Origin of the sequence: Alteromonas sp. LOR, assembly GCF_000753865.1 — a bacterium.
Taxonomy (GTDB): Bacteria; Pseudomonadota; Gammaproteobacteria; order Enterobacterales; family Alteromonadaceae; genus Alteromonas.
This window is the reverse complement of the sequence record NZ_JQFW01000056.1, coordinates 228,296-248,841: the sequence shown is the minus strand read 5'-3', so window position 1 is coordinate 248,841 and position 20,546 is coordinate 228,296. Positions and strand designations below refer to the sequence as shown.

The window sequence follows — 20,546 nt, the reverse complement described above, 5'->3', positions numbered from 1 at the left end:
GGATTTGCGACTTATTTTAAGAAAACGAAAGCATCATTTCGGCACCTTCACAGTAACAGTGCTCGTCGCAAACAGGGCAATCGTAACCTTCGTAGATTGACGCGTACTGCCATTTATTAGGATGTTTTTTGATAAGTACACCGCCATTTTTCGAGAAATATTTAAACGCACTATTTCCCGGACTGGCTAGCCATATATGAGCGAGTCCAGCAAGAGCGCCTTGTATTGATGCGCTTTCAATCGACTTGGCCAACAGTTTGCTGCCAATCCCCAAGCCTTGTTTGTCAGGAACAACCGTATTGCATTTAAAATAACAGACTTTGTCTTTGTCGACGGTCCAAAGGTTTGTTGAACACCATTTATCCGGCGTCCATTGCGTATGCGCAAACGTAAGCCTGAATCCTACGACTACGTCATTGTGCAATGCTAGCCAGCTAGCATTAACGTTATTGTGAAAGCTACGCGTGTAATAATCAGACATAAGCTCGGGAGTTAAGTAGTTATCGCCATGAACGTGATTTCCCAGTGCAATTACGCCCTCAAAATACTGCGGGGCTAGCTGTACATAGTGTATGTCTTGGCGAGTTGTTCCTTCGCGTGCGGCGTCTTTGGGGGCAGTGTTGTGCATCAGTCACCCTTCATACCGTCTAAATGAACGTCAAGTGCTTCAACAGAAATCAAGATTTCTCGAACAGACATCCAAAGTGAATAAAGTAATGACACCAAGCTTGCTGCAAATATCCAATTACCGACTTTTTGATACGTCAGGTAAATGGCAAGCATAGAAACTACGCATAAAAAGAAGCTGCCTACGCCAGCTATTTGCATACGCTTTATCAGTGAAATGCGCTGTCGCAGGTTTGTGATTTGCGCAACCGTATTGTCGTTGCGTTCTTCTTTCGCAAAGTTCCTAATGATAGTCGCAAGGGTGAGAAATCTATTCGTATACGCCAGTAACAGTAACGAAATAGCAGGAAACAACATAGCGGGAGTAGCAATATCTATTTGCATTTGGTTTTCTTGAGGTTGCGTGTGTGAAAACGTGTAGTGCAAAAAAGTGTACCACACAGTTGTACAGCTTCGCACGGCTCACGTTGTGGTTTAACTGTGAACTAGATAGGGGGTAGCTAGGGCATGGGGAGACCATCTCTAGGTAAATAGCTTGGACACAGCTCAGATACCGCTAGGTAATAACGGCCTGGTTGAAAATAAGGGCGTTTAGGCTTAAGGAAGTCAGTTCAAAGGAATTAAATCTAAAGGACGTCAGTTAAAAGGGAGCCAGTTAAATTAGAGTCAGTTAAAAGAGAATCAGTGAAAGAGGAACTAGTGAGAAAAGGACGCTCACGAACAGCCTAGCTGTTACATTTTTTCCACAGCGTATCCAGCTTCATTCCAGCCCAATATATCGCCTTCCAAATGCATAACGTCGGTAAAGTCTTGTTCTTGCAGTACTTTCATTGCGAGTTTTGCTCGTCTACCTGAGCGGCAGTAGAGAATGATGGGCTTATCTTTATATTCCTGCAATTCGCTTATGTACTCATCAATGCTTTTATGGGGCATGTTGATGGCACCAGGAATGTGTCCGTCGGCGTATTCTTCAGGAGAGCGAACATCGATTAGCAGCCAATCGTTACTGGCCACTCTTTCTAGCAGAAAAGGTGACGCTTCAATATTTCGATAAGTGGTGGCTTTAGCGGTAAATTGCAAAGATAAAAACAATGCAACGCCCACAGCAATTAAGAAACCTGTCACAACAAATCGCATGATGACCTTTCCCGTTGCGATAATTCAATGAACAATATACTACAAAAAGTGTAGGGCGTGTTTATCTTTACTGTGCATTTTTGCAGTAGCCTGTGTGCTTTTTAGACAAGGTAAATGGTTGAAGGTCTAGCATGCTAAATCGAAACCATTTAACGCAGTATAAACAGCGTACAGGCGCTGTCCGAAGGTGGACAAAGTTGTACAGTGAAGTTCAACGCGCCCTAATTAATACCGCTGCAAAGTCGTTTTAGTTCATCTGCAAGGCGCAGCGAGAATCGGCTGGTTATGTCGGGGTTCACAGTAACTATTTCCGCATCTAAAAAGTCTGAATGAGGTTCCCAGAATGATGACAATGACGCTTGGCTTTCGTTACTTGCCGCAATAATTACATCAACCTGACGCATTAGCACTTCTGAAACGGATACTTGAGGGTAATCGAGGGGGCTGTCATAAAATGCCGTCTGCGCGCCGCATACGTTCAGTAGTTTGTTTGGCCATGCTTTAGGGCCCACTGTCATCAAGGGTGTGGACCATGAGTAATAGAACACGTTTTTGGGCGTCTCCCTTGAATAAGCGTTTTTTAACGCCGCTATCTTCTCATTAAATGCTTCCGCCAGGGTTTTCGCCTTCAAACTAGTATGCGTTAGCGTACCTAAACGAATGAGTTCTGATGGGATATCGTCTATTTGCGTTATTGCGCTATCAAACACGTTAAGCCCCAAAGACGACAACTTTTGAATATCTTGTGGCTTATTCCCCCCTTTCCACGCCAACACCAAATCGGGCTTAAAAGCGAGAATGGCGGCCATATCTACGCCTTGGTAGTCAGCAACTCGAGGCAGCGCTTTCGCTGCCTCGGGGTAATCGCTGTAATCACTTACTGCCACAAGGTTAGGGCCTAACCCCAAACTGTACGCCCATTCGGTGAGGTGTGGGGCCAGGCTAACTATTCGCAAGCTATCTTTTTTAGGGGCCTGTTGCCCCTCGTGTAGTGCAGGGCTTTCTGTTTGATGATATTCAGTGTTGAAGCTATTGGATGAGCCTCTATTTTGCTCTTGTGGCAATAAGCTGGCGGCAACAGTTACGTTTGCTACAAGTAAGAAACTAAAGATAGCACTACCTATTAAACCTTTAGCTAGGAACAAACCACAAAAAGCAGAAGGGCGACAAGCAAAGCGAGACACGAGGTGAGAAGCAATGCGAAAAAAAAGCCGAGAAAAAAGAGGTGAGCGTTGAATACGGTGCTTTAGTGAAGTCATTATATCTACATGCCTATAGCAATGAGCAACAGTGTGGCTATAGCAGTTACACCAATCATGGCGCTGGTGATTGTTCTTTTAACATAAACCATGCTTGAAAATTTAACCTCGTGCTCTCCACCTACTCGTGGATAGCGTATTTTTCTATTGGCATAAATGGCAGGCCCGCCCAGTTTGATTTTATGTATACCGCCAAGGATTGCCAATAGCAGCGAGGTTTTATCCTTAGCAGAACAGCGTTTAACTGCTTTTAAACCGCGAATAGGTCTGCTGCTTATTAACGTGATGAGCGCGCCTAGTAAAGCGGGCGGAAGCACTAATACGCTCACGACTTTTTTTATGGGTTTAGCAAATAGCGCCATTTTGGGGTCTCGATAGTGCCACTGCCATGAGGTTAAAAGCAGCAGTCGATACACTAATGCGCCAATGGGCCCAAAGACGACATAGTAGAAAATAACGCCACAGAAGAGATAAAGAAACTTTAGCCATAGCGACTCTATTGCCGCTTTCGCAATACCTATATCAGTTAGCGTATCGCATTGACGCGCTGTGATGCTCGACACTAATTCTTGGGCTAGAGTTTTTTTGTTTCTGCCCACAGTCGCCAACACTTTTTTGTACTGCTGGCGCTGATAGCCGTAATCAAGCAGCACCACCATAATGACAGCATCAAAAAAGACAGGGTATTGCGCCATTGAAACTAAAATGGCGAGGCAGGCAACGAGAGGGCTAAGTAATACAATGGCTGCCAGTGTACCTGAAATGTAGTGCTGGCTGGGTGCAAACGATGAGGACGGTAACACTTTACGCCCCATCTGAGTGACCAAATAGCGCATAAGTGTTAGTGGGTGAGTACGCTGCGGCCATCGCCAAGAGGCGTCGATAGCGATGGCCAACCAAAGTATCAGTAGTGGTTGAAAATCAATGCCACTAATCAGTGAATTCATTGGTGTGGTACGTCTTCATTTTCGCTTAATTAATTAGTTATGCAAAGTTTTTTACCATTGCCATTACCAGCTGTGCAGAGTGCTTTGCGGCGGTCTCTAAATACTCTTTAAAACTTACTGACGAGGTTTTCCCGGCAATATCTGACAAAGAGCGAATAACAAGAAATGGCGTATTCAGCATGTAGCAAACCTGGCCGATTGCGGCCCCTTCCATCTCAACCGCTTTCATTTCTGGAAAGTCTTCTCTTAATTTTGCTACGGCTTCATCGCTACCAATAAATGCATCGCCGGTGCAAATTAAGCCGCTGGTAGATTGTATTTCAGCAATGTGTGATGTGGCATTTTTGGCCGTTTCAATGAGAGCTTCATCACAGCGAAAGTCTTCTGGCATACCGGCGCATTGGCCAAGTTTGTAGCCAAAGTGGGTAAGATTGGCATCGTGATGAATAACGTGGCTGGCTATAACCACATCACCAATGTTTAGGTTTTTATCAAAACCACCCGCCGAGCCAGTGTTCACTACCGCATCAGGAGCGTACTGCTCAATAAGCACTGTAGTTGCGATCGCGGCCGCTACTTTACCTATGCCGCACTTCACTAAGATAACTTCAATGCCGCTGAGTGTGCCTTCGTAAAACGTTAAATGTTTCCACTTCGTTTCTTTCAAGTCGTCGAGTGACGCTTTAAGTAGCGCAACTTCTTCATCCATTGCACCTAAAATACCAATTCGTTTCATAATTGTACCGACAAGTTAACGTTTTAAAATGTGCTGTTGCACTGCTTTAACCGCAATATTATAAGCTGTTACGCAAGCAGTTATAAAAGCTGTTGTATTGCTAATTGTATAAGGAATGTGGTGAAACTGACAGAAAAATGCCTTTGTTACTGTCACTCTGTGTAAGTTTGAGCTGTAACAAAGGCAGGGGGAAGGGGGGAATTATCTATGCCCACTGGTATAAATGATTAAGCAGCGGCAGGGCGGCTTGATCTAATAGGCCTTGTTGGGCGTTTTGTAGGCTCTGGATTCAGCGTAGGCTGTTGCGCCATTTTTTGCTGTAGACGACGATATGGCACAAGTTTGTTTTCAAGGCACTCTCGAATATCTTCAATACTGTAACCCGACTTCACTTTAATGCGAACATGAGGAACTCCAGCAGCGTCCAAAGCACCAGTAACAAACCAATCTTTTTGGGTTTTATAGCCCTCTTTACCCTGATTGTGTACTAAATCGATGGCTAACACTGGGCTCATGGTATCTTTTTCTACAAGCACAAAATCAAGTTGACGACTTGATGCCCGTGAGAGTGCCTGTGATGCCGTTTTCTTTTTCGTCGATTGACGAACGGCCACCATGTCGTTCAAACGAACTCGGCACATAACTCTAAATTCACGGCCTACCGCTTGTTCAATTAACGTTAAAAATGAGTATTCCACTTGGGTAAACAGCTGTGGCTTACGACGAAATGGAAATGCCATTCCTCCATCAGACAATTTTATGGCGCCTAGAGCAACGACAATAAGTAACATCATCAAAATAATTGCCAATTCCATCTTTATCCTCACATATATCAATCAATATTAGCGTCAAAAAGGTGACGCGTAATCAAGCTAGACCTTTGGTAAGGAAGATATTGCAAAGCAGATGCCAAGAATTTCTGTTTGGGTAATGAAGAGTTACGGGGTGTAAATAAAGAGTGTTCTGACTTTTTATAGCAGGGTTTGTTCTAGCGCTGCTGCGGCATCTAATAACGCTCCCTCATTGCCAGGGGCTGATGCGAGCATTATGCCTGGAACTAAGCCAGTTTTTGGATCGCTAAAACCACGAGCCGGCACCGTAATGCCAGAAAGGTCGAGCATGTTAACGAGTGTGTGGGCTGTGATCTGTTTATTGAGTCCAGGTTTCATTAGGGTTGCACGGTTCATAGCACCGTGCTTTGGCGCGAGCATGCCTATTGTGGGTAAGCATAGCAATGCATCACGCCCTAAAAACGTTCGATAGTTCTTTCGCGCATGTTCATAGGTTTCAATGATGCCGGTCAAAGTACTTTGCTTACGAGGGCGATATAGACCATTGATAAGCGATAGCCAAAGAAAAAAGCCAGGTTGTACTGTGGGTCTTCCAGTCATTTGACGCAGTGTTTCATTGATAATTGAAAATGGTTTTCCTTCAACAGAAAGCCAGTCTTTCCATACAGAGATCATTTCTCCGGTTACCAATTTAGGCACGTTCATAAATAGTGTTTTGATATCATCAAGCACAGGTTCGTGCTTTACCATTCCCGCCGTTTGCAACCCCTCTAATGCAGCTCGATAGGCCGAATCTATGCATTCCTCTTTTGCTTCGAAGGGGTAATTCTTTGGAGCGATGAGCTTTAGTCCACTAATAGTTGCGGGTAACGCTGGTGGTTCATGGGCTATTACCGAATACGCTAGGCGGGCATCTCGAACGCTTCTAGTAATTGGGCCTATTCCATTGAATGTTTCAAAATACGGACCCGACTCGGGGTACACAGAGCTTTTATTAACGGCAGCCGAATGAGGCCTAAAACCCACTAAGCCACAAAACGCAGCCGGAATTCGTATAGAGCCCAAAATATCTGTTCCAAATCCTATCGGCGATACACCACTAGCTACCAGTGCTCCTTCGCCTCCTGTTGACCCACCCGGCACACGCGTTTGATCTTTTGGATGGTTGCTGCGGCCAAAGCGCAAATTACTTGTTTCTGCGGTCATCACAAATTCGGGAATATTGCTCCGCGCGATAACAATAGCGCCTGCTGATTTGAGTAGCTCTACTACTGGAGCGTCTTCTTTGCACTGGATAGCCGGCATCCGAACACTACCAACAGTAACTTGCTCTTCAGCCAGTGCATAAGTTTCCTTCAAGGTGATTGGTAGGCCTGATAAAGGCCCGGCAATTGGATTTTCGGCCGCCGCTAATGCTTGCTCATTGAACACCTGGGTTGCGGCATTTAAATGTGGGTTTACCAGGTGGAGTCTGTCTAAGCTGGCTTGTACTAGCTGCTTACTGGAGAGCTTTCCAGTGCGCATCTGCTCGAGAATTGCTGTGGCGTCGGCCATGTCGTGGAGAGTGAAATCTGGCAATTTACAATTCTCTCTTTGATTTGGCTTGTTACTTAGCCGCCACCAAAATATCTACCTGAGCACCTGCATTATCGGGTGATACTACAATTTTTGTATTTCGCTCTTTAGATGTAATCAACGTGCGCTGATTGATTGCTGGATGCGTTTTAAACTTGGGGAGGCGCTCTTTATAAAAGCTCACTACCTGAGAAGGCGTAAGCGCGGTGTGATACACCATAGCTGCGGGAGTTTCGCTCTCAAATTGCTGACATTGGGTTGCGTCTGAGGATAGTACTACTGAGTGAAACTCGCTAGGGCATGGCGTTGTGTTTGGTTTACCCAGGGTTTCAGCATGCACAGATGCGCTGCCTAACAAGGCTACTGCGCAAAGGATGGCGTTTCTAATAATTGGGTATTGAACGAGAGTGCTCTTGTTTACCAATGGCTGGGCTGATAAAGGTGTAGTTGAAAAAAGCTCGATGAAGCGGCGCTTGGCATATGAGACGTGCGCAAGAATAGGGCGTGCTGAGCTTTCGTTTTTCATGGTATTACATATTCTCGTTATTTTAAAAAAGGGGAGCTTACCCGTTGTTCTGCACTCGCAAAACAATAACCTCTAGGCTTGTATATGCCGGCTTACGTATACCACCCATTTGTGCAGCTTATTTATGCAAAAGAAGCAGGTGCAAGCCTCAATGAAAAGATTACTACAAAAACAAGTTATAAAGATAGTAAGAAGAATAACGAGGAAGTTCAACTTAACCTGCATGTATTCAGGTATAGGAAAATGGAAAAAGGTATAGGGGGAGTATGCAGGTAGGGTTATTAACTGCAGCGTAGTTCAACAGGCATAAGTAAAAGAAAGTAAAAGAAAGCAAAAATCAGCACAATATCTGACGCAGTAAAAACAAAAAAGGCCTAAATGCACAATGCATTTAGGCCTTTTATTGACTTAAGTGTATTACACACCCATAAAGTCCATCATGCCCTCAGCAGCTTTACGGCCTTCATCGATGGCAGTAACAACCAAGTCACTACCTCGAACCATATCACCACCGGCGAATATTTTCGGGTTAGACGTTTGATAAGCAAATTTACCTGCACGCGGAGCACGCACTCGGCCTTTTTCATCAAGCATAATGCCGTACTCGCCAAACCATGGCGCAGGACTTGGCTGGAAACCAAAGGCAATAATAACCACGTCTGCTTCAAGAACGTGTTCTGAGCCTTCTACTTCAATAGGGCGACGACGACCGTTTGAATCTGGCGGACCCATCTCAGTTTTAACCAGCTTAACGCCTACCGCATTGCCGTTATCATCTACGGCAATATCCAGTGGCTGAAGGTTAAACCTAAACTCAACGCCTTCTTCTTTGGCGTTAACCACTTCGCGACGTGAACCAGGCATACTTTCTTCATCACGACGATAGGCACAGGTTACGCTCTTAGCGCCTTGACGAATAGACGTACGCAGGCAGTCCATAGTGGTATCACCACCACCTAGCACTACAACGCGTTTGTCTTTCATATCGATAAAGTCAGCAGGGTCTTTTTCTAACCCCATAACGCGGTTGGTGTTGGCAATCAAAAACGGCAGTGCCTCGTGAACACCATGTACGTGTTCATTGTCAAAACCACCCTGCATAGACTTGTACGTACCCATACCTAAAAATACGGCATCGTACTTGTTGAGCAGCTCGTCAAACTCCACGTCTTTACCAATTTCAGTGTTTAGTACAAACTCAATACCCATATCTGAAAAGATCTGGCGACGCAGTTTAATCACGTCTTTTTCAAGTTTGAATGACGGAATACCGAAGGTCAGTAGCCCGCCAATTTCTTCGTACTTGTCGTACACCACCGGCTTAACGCCGTTTCTGATAAGAATGTCAGCACAGGCTAGGCCAGCGGGTCCGGCTCCAACAATGGCCACTTTCTTATCTGTCCACTCAACATCGGACATGTCTGGGCGCCAGCCCATTTCAAAGGCTTTGTCGGTAATGTATTTCTCAATACTACCAATGGTAACAGCGCCAAAATCGTCGTTTAGCGTACATGCACCTTCACAGAGTCTGTCCTGTGGACACACTCGCCCGCACACTTCAGGCAAGCTATTGGTTTTATGTGAAAGTTCAGCAGCTTCAATAATTCTGCCTTCGTTAGCCAAATCCAACCATTGAGGAATGTAGTTGTGCACGGGGCACTTCCATTCGCAATATGGATTACCGCAGTCCAGGCAGCGATCTGCCTGACCTTCGGTTTGCGACTGGCTTAGCGGCTGATAAATTTCCGCAAACTCTTCCTTACGCACCATGATCGGCTTTTTAGGCGGATCGATACGTTCAACATCGACAAATTGATATACGTTCTTTGCCATTAAGTAAATCCTCCTATTGAGCCTGAATGCGCAGTTCAGCGCTTGAACGACTGATGTGACCAAGCAAGTTTTTCACATCACTTGTTTTAGGCTTAATAAGTTTGAAGCGTGCTAGCGTTGCATTGAAGTCCGTAAGCAGTGACAAAGAGTGCTCGCTGCCTGTTTCTTCATAATGCTGATTAATAAGACCACGTAAATGCTCAATAAGAATGGCTTTGTCACCAATTGGCATAATATCTACTAAATCAGCATTCACGCGATTATCAAGGTCATCGCCATCGTCCATTATGTAAGCGAAGCCACCTGTCATACCTGCGCCAAAGTTAACGCCCACAGGGCCAAGCACAGCAACAATACCACCGGTCATGTATTCACAACCGTTGTCACCAATACCTTCAACAACGGCTATTGCGCCAGAGTTACGAACGCCAAAGCGCTCACCCGCACGGCCAGCAGCAAATAACTTACCGCCCGTTGCGCCATACAAACAGGTATTCCCCATTATTGCGCTTTCGTGTGCATCAAATTCGATGTTTTTCGTAGGGTGGATAACTAGCTTACCGCCGGTCATGCCTTTACCTACGTAATCGTTAGCGTCGCCTTCTAAGTGCATGTGTAAGCCACCTGCATTCCACACGCCAAAGCTTTGACCAGCAGTGCCGGTAAGCTCAACTTTGATAGGTGTATCTTCAAAGTCTTGATTACCGTGGTGCTTAGCAATTTCACCAGAAAGCAGGGCACCCACAGAACGGTCTGTGTTGCGAATGGGGTACTTCAGCGTGATTGATTTGCTATTCACTACAGCGCTTTGTGCATCGGTAAGCATCTTAGCGTTAAGCTCGCCCTTATCCATTGGCGCATTCGTCGTTTGCGAGCAGAATAGACGGGTGTGTTCACCAGCCACAGGCTGTGCCAATAGCGGCGACAAATCAAGACGGTTTTGCTTCGCAGTAATACCATCAAGTACTTTAAGAAGCTCCGTACGGCCTACTAAATCGTCGAACTTGCTGACACCAATAGACGCCATGATCTCGCGCACTTCTTGAGCAATAAACTTAAAGTAGTTCATTACCATGTCAGGAAGACCAATAAAGTGATCGTCACGAAGTTTCTGATCTTGGGTTGCAACACCGGTGGCGCAATTGTTTAGGTGGCAAATTCGAAGGTATTTACAGCCTAACGCTACCATTGGGCCAGTACCAAAACCAAAGCTCTCAGCACCTAAAATACCCGCTTTGACTACGTCTAAACCGGTTTTTAAACCGCCGTCAGTTTGTACGCGCACTTTATGGCGTAAACCGTTTTCAATAAGTGCCTGCTGTGTTTCAGAAAGACCAAGCTCAAATGGGCTACCAGCGTATTTCACCGAGGTTAACGGGCTTGCACCTGTTCCACCGTCGTAACCAGAAATGGTAATAAGATCTGCATAAGCCTTTGCCACACCGGTTGCGATAGTACCTACACCCGGTTCAGAAACCAGCTTCACAGAAATTAGCGCTGTTGGGTTTACCTGCTTTAAATCGAAAATAAGCTGGGCTAAATCTTCAATAGAGTAAATGTCGTGATGAGGTGGTGGAGAAATAAGCGTTACACCCGGTACAGAGAAGCGCAGCTGCGCAATGTACTTGTTAACCTTATCACCCGGTAACTGACCACCTTCACCAGGCTTCGCGCCCTGGGCAACTTTTATCTGTATAACGTTAGCATTAACTAAGTAATGCGGCGTTACACCAAAGCGACCAGAAGCAACTTGTTTAATTTTTGAGTTCTTTTCAGTACCGAAGCGAGATGGATGTTCACCACCTTCACCCGAGTTAGACTGACCGCCTAAGCGGTTCATCGCAATAGCAAGGGCTTCGTGGGCTTCAGGGCTTAACGCCCCAATTGACATGGCCGCAGTATCGAAGCGAGGGAAAAGATTTTCCGGCCCTTCTACATCGCTGATATCAATAGGATCGCATTCTGGGTTTAGCGCAAGCAGGTCGCGAATGTGCGATGGCGCACGTTCGTTTACCAGCTTAGCGTATTCTTGATAGTCGGTGTATTCACCCGATACCACCGCTTTTTGCAGTGTGCTAACCACGTCTGGGTTGTACGCGTGGTACTCGCCATCGTGTACATATTTCAGTAAACCACCGTGAGAAACAGGTTTGCGTTTTAGCCACGCAATACGGTTTAAATTGATGTGGTCTTGATGAAAATCATCAAAGCCTGCACCCTGAATACGTGAGGTAACACCCTTGAAGCAAAGCTGCATGACTTCATTGTTAATACCAATGGCTTCAAACAGCTTAGAGCTACGGTAACTGGCTACTGTGCTAATGCCCATTTTAGACATTATTTTGTACAAGCCTTTATTGATACCTTTGCGGTAGTTCAATGTTGCCTGCATGGGCGAAATATCGAGTTCGCCTTTTTCGCACAGCTGTTCAATCGTTTCGTAAGCCAGGAACGGATAAACCGCCGTTGCACCTAAACCGATAAGCACGGCAAAGTGATGTGGGTCACGCGCACTTGCTGTTTCTACCACAACGTTTGCATCGCAACGCAGCGACTTTTCAACCAAGCGTTTTTGAACTGCGCCTACTGCCATTGCCGCAGGAATAACTAAGCGATTTTTCTTAATGTTGCGATCTGACAAGATAACAAACGCTGCGCGCTTGTTTTTAACCAGCATTTCAACTTCGTTGCACACTCGCTCGACGGCTTTTTTCAAGCCCTCTTGCGGTAGGTACTGAAGTTCTATCACCTCAGAATAATAGTATTCTGGTTTGAACTCGCGAAGCTGTTTAAGATCTGTGTACATCAATATAGGCGAGTCGAACAATACGCGGTCAGCGTAACCGGACGTTTCGCTAAATACATTCTGCTCTCGACCAATACAGGTTGCCAACGACATCACGTGATTCTCACGCAATGGATCGATGGGTGGGTTTGTCACCTGTGCAAATTGCTGACGGAAGTAATCATAAATAGTGCGCTGACGAGATGACATAACCGCCATCGGCGTATCATCACCCATAGAGCCAACGGCTTCTTGACCGTCTTTTGCCAATACTTTCACGACTTGCTGAATTTCTTCATAGCTGTATGCGTGAAGCTTGTGATAAACCGCCATGGCATCGTCGTCAAACACTCGTTTGCCGATAAGCGATGCATCTAGCTCTTCAATAGGCGTTAGGCGACGGATGTGCTTTTGTAGCCACTCTTTATAAGGGTGTCTCGCTTTTAGCTCGTCATCAATTTCGGTAGAACGCCAGATTTTGCCTGTATACGTATCTACAGCAAGCATTTCGCCTGGACCCACACGTCCTTTTTCAATGACGTCGGCTTCTTGGTAATCCCAAATGCCTACTTCAGAGGCTAGAGTAATAAAACCATTTTTGGTAATGACGTAGCGTGCTGGACGCAAGCCGTTTCTATCAAGGTTACATGCTACGTGGCGACCGTTGGTTAAAACGATACCCGCAGGTCCATCCCACGGCTCCATGTGCATGGAGTTAAATTCGTAGAATGCACGAAGGTCATCGTCCATTGTTTTATTGTTTTGATAGGCTGGCGGCACCAGTAAACGCATGGCACGGAATAAGTCCATACCACCTGCTAGGAACAGCTCAAGCATGTTATCTAGTGAAGAAGAGTCAGAACCTTCGGTATTGACGAAAGGTGCTGCATCTTTCAGGTCTGGAATAAGCGGTGTTGAGAATTTTGCCGCTCTTGCCATTGCCCAGTCGCGGTTGCCTTTAATCGTGTTAATTTCACCATTATGAGCAAGAAAGCGAAACGGCTGCGCAAGTGGCCAGCGAGGTAATGTATTCGTTGAGAAACGCTGGTGGAATACGCAAATAGCGCTTTTCATGCGTTCGTCAGCAAGGTCGAGGTAGAAGGTTGGTAAGTCTTTCGGCATTACCAAGCCTTTATAAATAGTGACCAAACCTGATAGACACGCCACATAAAAATCTGGGTCGTCTTCTAGGCGTTTTTCAGCACGGCGTCTAATCATATAAAGACGTCGTTCAAGGTCGCGCTTTCTCCAACCTGCCGGGGCGTTGACAAATACCTGTTCTATCTGAGGAACACCAGTAAGGGCAAGCTCGCCAAGTACTGATTTATCAACAGGCACTTCTCGCCATCCAACAACTGAAAGCGTTTCTTTTTCTAACTCTTCATTGAGTACTTCACGGGCAGCTTGTGCAAGCACGGGGTCCTGATTCAAAAAAATCATCCCTACGCCGTACTTTTTACCTAGCTTCCAGCCATTTTCGTCGGCAATTAAATGAAAGAAGGCGTCTGGCTTTTGTAGTAATAAACCACAGCCATCACCGGTTTTTCCATCGGCGGCGATACCGCCTCGATGTTGCATTCGGTCTAAACCGTGAATTGCAGTAGATACCAATTCGTGACTGGCTTCCCCGTGAGTGTGGGCTATTAAGCCAAACCCACAATTATCCCGGGAATCGTTGGGATTGTATAAACTCATCTATTAACTCCTTCAACCTTATTGACTGGGCAAGGTATGCGTTGCGTGCAGATGCGCCTAGGTTTGCGTATCGAAACATAATTAGACATCTTTTCGCGCTTGGGCCATTTAGCTCAGCGCATGCGTCTTTCTTGTCGTTAATTATTATTAGAGGATTCCAGCCGTTCCGCATTTTTATGCATTGATGCGATGCGGGCCGTACAAAATACCCACATTGAAAACTAAAATCAAACGCAAAAAAAGCCTCATCCCTAATGAATTAGTATAATGTTTAAAAAGTAATTTATATTCAATGGCTTGAAAAGATAATTTTAGATTTGTAACAATAATGTTATAAAAATATTCAAGGGGAAAACAAACATGCTAAAGATGATAATACTTCTCATTTGTTTATCTTTATTGAATAAATATTCATTGAAATGGTTGTTTTATTGAGTCAAGAGGTGGTTTTGGGTATTTTTATTTACTTGTAAATAAACTATTCCACTCATATTAGTAAACTGTTATGTTAGGTAAAGGTTGAGTGAAAAATGAACAGCGCTTTGGTTGGTAATCAAGATAGTAGGTAGAGTTCGTAGTTGCCGCTCAAAGAATAAACCACATGGTTACGGTAATGACAAATACATACTCAGCACCTTTAAACGCAGTTCGCATTGAAAGCAATCGGTTACATGCAAGTGAAATTAAACATGTCACCTCTCCAAACACCTCTGGCGAGTTCCCTCGCAATTTGCCCGATACCTTGGTTATTCATTTTACTGGCGGCAGTAGTGCGTCGTCGTCAGTTGACTATATGCTAAACCCAGACAGTAAGGTATCAGCCCACCTTGTAATAGGACGAAATGGAGAAGTGACACAATTACTCCCATTTAACGTCATTGCTTGGCATGCGGGGCAGAGTAGTTTTGCTGACCGAGAACAACTTAATAACTACGCCATAGGCATAGAATTAGATAATGCCGGTCCATTAGATAAAGATGAAAACGGTGAATTTGTTAGCTGGTTTGGAAAGCGTTACCACCCTGACGACGTGTTCGTTGAAAATTCGCACTCCAATTTCAAAAGCCGCTTTGGCGCAAACAATACCAGTGTTGTGCAAGAAAACCCAAACGCACATCCTTCTTTGTTTTGGCACCGATATAGCGAGGTGCAGCTGCAACGTACTTTTGATCTGTGTAGGTTGTTGTGTAACACCTATCACATTAATTACGTACTTGGACACGAAGAAATTTCACCCGGAAGAAAGTTCGACCCTGGGCCTGCATTTCCGCTTCGTCAACTTCGCCGCTATCTCACTCAACAATCTTTTAACGCTCAACCCTCTGATGTCACCGTAGATGAACTGTCCAGAGAGCTACCTCCTTCTCTGCAATACACCAATGAGAGACAGCTATCTGTATCGAGAAAGTCCATAACAGCGCCACAAGACTTTCCTTACACATCTGCCATTGTCAGCGTGAAACGTTTAAATGTGAGGTTTGGGCCTGGTACCGAATTTACGAAGGCGAGTAGTCAACTAACGTCTGGACAGGTAGTAAAAGTAGTAGAGCGTAACGATACATGGTCTCGCGTTGCTTACACCGCAGAAGGCTGGGTAAGTAATGAGTACCTTACTTTTGTTAAACAAAAGCGATGAAAATATACGAAGCCGTAGTTTATATGTTTGAATTTCGAACAGTAAAGTGAGGCGCGTTTTTGTGTGCGTCTACTAGTGGATTCCAGAACACCAGAAAGACTGATAGGATAGGGCAAAATGGTTATAGACTAGACGTACATGCATTCAGACTCTCCAAACGATTCATGGGCTATCCGCTTTGCCCAATTTGTGCAGCGATTTGGCACACTAAAATTAAGCATATTATTCGTTGTATTCTCACTGGTATTTACCCTTGGTGGCTCGTATGTCATACGCGTAAGCCTAGGCAGCCAGGTGCAGCCAGACGACTTTATCAGCGCAGTAATTTTAACAATGCTGTCGGCACCTTGGGTGTTGTACTTTTTTAGTGAACTGATTAAGCAACTCGAAAACTCTCGCACAAACCTAAAAGAGGTGGTGAGCCAGCTTGAGAGCCTGCGCGAAGAAGATGTGTTTTTAAATCGTGAGCTGCAAAGCAATATTCGACAGCTGAATCATGAAATTGAACAGCGCAAGATTGCTCAAGAAGAACGCGAAGGGCTGTTTAAAGACTTAGAGCAAGAAATTAAAAATAAGTCTGAACAAGAATCTCAGGCACGCAGGCTGTCTACCTTATTACGCTCTATCATCGATGCTTCTCCAGATCTTATCTATTATCGCAATGAAGAAGGGCAGTTTGCAGGATGTAATCGCATTGCCGAGCTCATGACTGGGAAGACTGAGTTAGAGCTACTCGGGTTAACTCCAGAAGATGTGTACGAAGAAGAGTTGGCACAACAAATTGTGGCCAGTGATAACGAAGTACTTGAGACAAACGCCAGCATTACCGAAGAGTTGTGGCTTAAGTTTGCCGATGGCCGACGTCGCTACTTCGAAATGAAGCGAGTTCCGTTCTTCGACAAAGAAGGTAATCGACTTGGCTTGTTATCGTTTGGACGAGACATGACCGAGCGTAAACAAGCGGAAAATGCGGCGGCAAAAGCCAACACAGACAAAACCCGCTTCATCGCTACAATTAGTCATGAGCTGCGCACGCCGCTAAACGGCATCGTGGGTTTAAGCCGCATGCTTCGCGATACAGAGCTTTCCGAAGAGCAGTTTAGCTGGGTGAGTACGATTTACGCCAGCGCTATCACATTAGGCAATATATTTAACGATATTATCGACTTAGACAAGTTAGGCAGAGACAAACTAGAACTCAGCTTAAAAACCATATCGTTAAAAGATTTTACGGAAGAACTTAGCAGTATTATTCGCTTATTGGCTGGTGATAAACAGCTTGAGTTTAAAACCGCAATTAAAGACCCATTGCCCCGCTTAGTTGAAATAGACGGCACGCGATTGCGCCAGATACTCTGGAACATTCTTTTCAACGCGGTGAAGTTTACTCAAAAAGGTCACGTGAGCTTGTCGGTATCGGCTACCAAGCCAGAGAATGACAAAGCTTTTGTCACCTTTATTGTAGAAGACACTGGAGTAGGGATTCCAGAAAGCGAAATAAACAAAATTTTTGCGATGTATTATCAAGTTGATCACCCCGATCACCAGTCGGCCACAGGTACCGGCATTGGCTTGGCAATTTGTAAGCAGATGGTCGATTTGATGAGCGGTGAAATTAACGTGACCAGTAGCGTAGGCAAAGGTACTCGCTTTGAAATCATCTTGCCGGTACAAATTTCAAACAGCCCAATGAAAGTGGCTGAGCTTGAAGTGACGGGGTTAAATATTCTTCTTGTGGAAGATATAGAGCTCAATGTGATGGTGGCCAAGGCGCTGCTTGAAAAACTTGGTCAGCGTGTTGACGTTGCAATGACAGGGCAAGAAGCATTAGATAAAGCCAGAGAGACGCAATACGACCTGATTTTACTCGATATTCAGCTACCGGATATGACGGGGTTCGATGTGGCCAGCACACTTATAGAAGAAGATTTAGTGATGCAAACCCCCATTGTTGCATTAACCGCTAACGTCATTAAAAAGCGTGATGAATATTTAGAGAACGGCATGGACGATGTTATTGCCAAGCCAATCAAAAAATCTCGAGTTATTGAAGTATTTAATGACCTATTCCATGCGCCGCCAGCGCCGCTAGAAATAGAGGGGCAGGTAGAGCGAGTGCAGCCCAACAAAACATTAAGTAACATTTTAGATATGGACTTGTTGGAGATGTTAGTAGATACCATAGGGGATGACATGGTTCGGGCGAGTGTGAAAGTTTTCCAAGAGAAAATGCCTGAATACATGGAAATACTGCAGCTGAGCTTAACTGCTGATGAAAAGTCTGAGGTGTGTTCTCAAGCCCATAAAATAAAAGGCGCTGCGGGCTCGGTTGGTTTAGCGAGAGTGCAGCGTATTGCTAACCAAATTCAGCAGGGCGATCACCCTACATGGTGGGAGAACGTTCATGACTGGGTTGAAGAGCTACAAATGGCAGTGCAGCACGATATGAAAGGGCTGAATAGCTGGCTCAACGAACAGCAGTTTGACGACTAGTGCATTGCTATGACTATGTAGCATATCAGCTGTGTGGGCTCAGCTGAGTGAGCTTAACTGAGTGGTTCGATTACAGTAGCTGACTAATAGTAACTACTAGAAATAAAGAGGGGGCTGATGCTCCCTTTTTATTCTTTTTGAATTACTGACTGGGGGCATTTGGCCGCTCTGGCAGTAACGCTATGCAGTGAGCTTGCGTAAATTTTTACAAGGATAAGGTGTATGTTTTCAGCGTCAAAGGCGGCCGAGTTTTCTAACGAACCGCTTTCTCAGCAGGATTTACCCGCGCTAGATTTACTGGCGCTAACGTCAGTGTCGAAAAAGTATCGCACCATTAATTTAGGCGTATGTTCCACCGTCACTGTGCTTATGCTTGGCGCGCTATCCGTAGCAAAATATCAACCTTGGTTTCGTGTGCCAGACGACCTTCACAATGCCTACCCCTATGCGTGCCTAGTCATTTTTACGTTGGGCTTTTTATGGTTTACCTATCATTTTTTTGCCGACAAGAAGGTGAAATTTGCTGTTAGAGAGCAAGATGTAAGTAAGGAGTCGGGCCTTTTCTTTCGGCAGTTATCTTGTCAGCCTATTCTTCGAGTACAGCATGTTGAGTTAAAGCGAGGCCCGCTTGACCGATGGGCCGGACTGGCTTCGTTACAGGTTTTTTCAGCTGGTGGTGAGATGCATACCTTTGAAATTCCAGGGCTTGAAATTGATGAGGCTAATCAGATTAGGCAGTTTATTCTCGATCATAAAGATGTGAGCGCCCGATAGTGGAAGAGCAAGAGATTACATCATCGAATGCTGGGAGCTCAGTCAAAGTAGAAACCGGTGATGCGTGGCAGCGCTTAGCCATCATCGCTATCTTATATTTCTCGGCACGCAACATTAAAAATTCTGCCCAAGGGCTTATTTATATTATTCCCGCGTTGGCCATAGGCTCTAACGTGCTCTCCAAGCTAAACTCGCCAGAGGCGTATATTGCTATTGGCACCTTGGTGTCGCTGGCGGTGGGCAGTGGCCTGATAAGCTTTTTTATGTACACCTTTCGCGTGCACAATCAGCATGTTGAGATTCAAACTGGCGTATTTCAACGTCGCTATACTAATTTACCATTTTGGCGCATTCAGAACGTAAAAATAGAGCACCCCTTTTATTATCGTCCGTTTGGCTATGCATTAGTGGTGCTGGATACCGCAGGAAGCGGTAAAGAAGAAGCTAACATAGTCGCGGTGCCGGTTTCCTATGCCAATGCGCTTAGAAAGCAAGTGCTGGCTGAAAATAAGAAAGAAGAGTATTCCGCTGCCCTATCATCTTCAAACTTAAATGACAGCTCAGTTCAAAGCCCAGCTCAGAGTTCTCCCGAGCATCTTTCTAGTGATAATGGGGCGGCTCGCTTTGGCGAGTTAGCAGGGGGCATGCCAGAAAGGAACAAGCTAGAGGGTGATAGTGTAGAGAGCGACGAGGAGGTACTCAACACCCGCTCGATTGGCGATATCGTTATTCACGGTATTACCAATAACAGGGTGTGGATAATACTCGGTGCCGCAGCCCCTTTTTACGATGACGCTATAGGTTTAGTCTCTGACTGGTTGGCGGATAAAGGTCTGCAGCTTAACCAAATCGTGGGTGAACAAACCGTCGCATGGTGGCAGTTTGGGCTTTACGCGTTTGTGATTCTTATGATGATAATGGCTGCTATGGCGCTACTTAGCGTAGGGGGAGCGCTATTCACGTTTTATGGATATACCCTCTCGCGCTCTGAGGACAGATACATTCGCCGCAGCGGTCTATTGAATAAACAAGAAGTCAGCATGCGTGCGTCGCGTATTCAAATGATTACAGCTAAACAAGACTGGCTCGACAAAATACTCAAGCGGGTCAACTTGTATTTTGAGCAAAATTCCACGGCAGGTCAGCAAGTGCAAGAACTGATGTCGCCCAATAAACTTATTGTGCCATCGGTTACCGAACAGGAAGCGGTTGAGCTTAGTCAAGAAGTCATGCCTGATTGCCAACTTCACCGCGATGATTATCTAGGCATTAGCAAACGCTTTATATTGCACTGGTTGGTAGTAGCGTGGAGCGTACCGATTTTAGCATTGTTTATTGTTGGTATTGTCTCATCTCAGCTCGACATTTTTCTTGGCTCTATCGGGCTTTTGGTTGCAGGGAGTCTGTTGCTAACCCTGCGCTGGTGGCGATGGGGCATAGCGGCCGATGGCAAATATGTATACGTTAGGCGAGGGCGGATTGGTGTTGATTACCTATGTTTTGAACCATACAAAATACAACAAGTTATTGTTAAACAAAGTGTGTTTATGCGACGGCATCAACTTGCGTCCATCAAGTTCGTATTAGCGTCAGGGTCGGTTACTGTTCCTTTCTTGCCAGAGCATTACGTTAAAGCGCTTGCTGACAGCGTGCTTTATGAGGTGGAGTCTACGCGTAAGTCATGGATGTAATTTTACTCATGCAAAAGCTCGTTAATTGTGTAATGGTGTTA

Annotated in this window: 15 protein-coding genes; 4 read left to right on the top strand and 11 right to left on the bottom strand. The window is 45.2% G+C overall.

The features are described from left to right. Positions 1-16 precede the first annotated feature (16 nt). The 11 genes from JV36_RS0116550 to gltB form a co-directional block, all read right to left on the bottom strand. Positions 17-628: a GNAT family N-acetyltransferase gene (locus JV36_RS0116550; RefSeq protein ID WP_052010329.1), complete on the bottom strand. Its 612-nt coding sequence runs from the start codon at positions 626-628 to the stop codon at positions 17-19. Further along, complete coding sequence (locus JV36_RS0116545) at positions 628-1,011, bottom strand: DUF2721 domain-containing protein (RefSeq protein ID WP_032097366.1); 384 nt, start codon at positions 1,009-1,011, stop codon at positions 628-630. The genes JV36_RS0116550 and JV36_RS0116545 overlap by 1 nt, the downstream gene beginning before the upstream one ends. Before the next feature lie 348 nt (positions 1,012-1,359). Further along, a complete protein-coding gene (locus JV36_RS0116540; RefSeq protein ID WP_032097367.1) occupies positions 1,360-1,764 on the bottom strand; it encodes a rhodanese-like domain-containing protein in 405 nt (134 codons plus the stop codon). Positions 1,765-1,985: 221 nt separating this feature from the next. Then, complete coding sequence (locus tag JV36_RS0116535) at positions 1,986-3,023, bottom strand: cobalamin-binding protein (protein WP_052010330.1); 1,038 nt, start codon at positions 3,021-3,023, stop codon at positions 1,986-1,988. 5 nt (positions 3,024-3,028) lie between these two features. Continuing rightward, complete coding sequence (locus JV36_RS0116530) at positions 3,029-3,970, bottom strand: cobalamin biosynthesis protein CobD/CbiB (RefSeq protein WP_032097368.1); 942 nt, start codon at positions 3,968-3,970, stop codon at positions 3,029-3,031. 37 nt (positions 3,971-4,007) lie between these two features. Then, positions 4,008-4,706, bottom strand: a complete 699-nt coding sequence (locus tag JV36_RS0116525; RefSeq protein WP_032097369.1) for a 5'-methylthioadenosine/adenosylhomocysteine nucleosidase — start codon at positions 4,704-4,706, stop codon at positions 4,008-4,010. Positions 4,707-4,933: 227 nt separating this feature from the next. Next, positions 4,934-5,521 carry a DUF2726 domain-containing protein gene (locus JV36_RS0116520; RefSeq protein ID WP_032097370.1) on the bottom strand — a complete coding sequence of 196 codons (588 nt, stop codon included), beginning with the start codon at positions 5,519-5,521 and terminating at the stop codon, positions 4,934-4,936. Positions 5,522-5,677: 156 nt separating this feature from the next. After that, positions 5,678-7,075, bottom strand: a complete 1,398-nt coding sequence (locus JV36_RS0116515) for an amidase (RefSeq protein ID WP_152561604.1) — start codon at positions 7,073-7,075, stop codon at positions 5,678-5,680. A gap of 28 nt (positions 7,076-7,103) precedes the next feature. Then, positions 7,104-7,598, bottom strand: a complete 495-nt coding sequence (locus JV36_RS19310; RefSeq protein WP_052010331.1) for a hypothetical protein — start codon at positions 7,596-7,598, stop codon at positions 7,104-7,106. 417 nt (positions 7,599-8,015) lie between these two features. Next, positions 8,016-9,431 (bottom strand): FAD-dependent oxidoreductase, encoded by a 1,416-nt coding sequence (locus JV36_RS0116500; RefSeq protein WP_032097373.1) that lies wholly within the window; start codon positions 9,429-9,431, stop codon positions 8,016-8,018. Between the two features lie 13 nt (positions 9,432-9,444). Next, positions 9,445-13,911, bottom strand: a complete 4,467-nt coding sequence (gene gltB, locus JV36_RS0116495) for a glutamate synthase large subunit (protein WP_032097374.1) — start codon at positions 13,909-13,911, stop codon at positions 9,445-9,447. A gap of 613 nt (positions 13,912-14,524) precedes the next feature. On the opposite strand from gltB, the gene JV36_RS0116490 reads away from it, so the two are divergent. From JV36_RS0116490 to JV36_RS0116475, 4 genes are all read left to right on the top strand, one after another. Further along, positions 14,525-15,547, top strand: coding sequence for an N-acetylmuramoyl-L-alanine amidase (locus JV36_RS0116490; RefSeq protein ID WP_160173376.1), 1,023 nt, complete (start codon positions 14,525-14,527; stop codon positions 15,545-15,547). A 138-nt stretch (positions 15,548-15,685) separates the two neighbouring features. Continuing rightward, complete coding sequence (gene arcB, locus JV36_RS0116485) at positions 15,686-18,040, top strand: aerobic respiration two-component sensor histidine kinase ArcB (RefSeq protein WP_032097375.1); 2,355 nt, start codon at positions 15,686-15,688, stop codon at positions 18,038-18,040. Positions 18,041-18,262: 222 nt separating this feature from the next. Next, positions 18,263-18,814, top strand: a complete 552-nt coding sequence (locus JV36_RS0116480; protein WP_032097376.1) for a PH domain-containing protein — start codon at positions 18,263-18,265, stop codon at positions 18,812-18,814. After that, entirely contained in the window at positions 18,814-20,505 is a 1,692-nt protein-coding gene (locus JV36_RS0116475; protein ID WP_032097377.1) for a PH domain-containing protein, read from the top strand. Before JV36_RS0116480 ends, JV36_RS0116475 begins: the two co-directional genes overlap by 1 nt. Positions 20,506-20,546 lie beyond the last annotated feature (41 nt).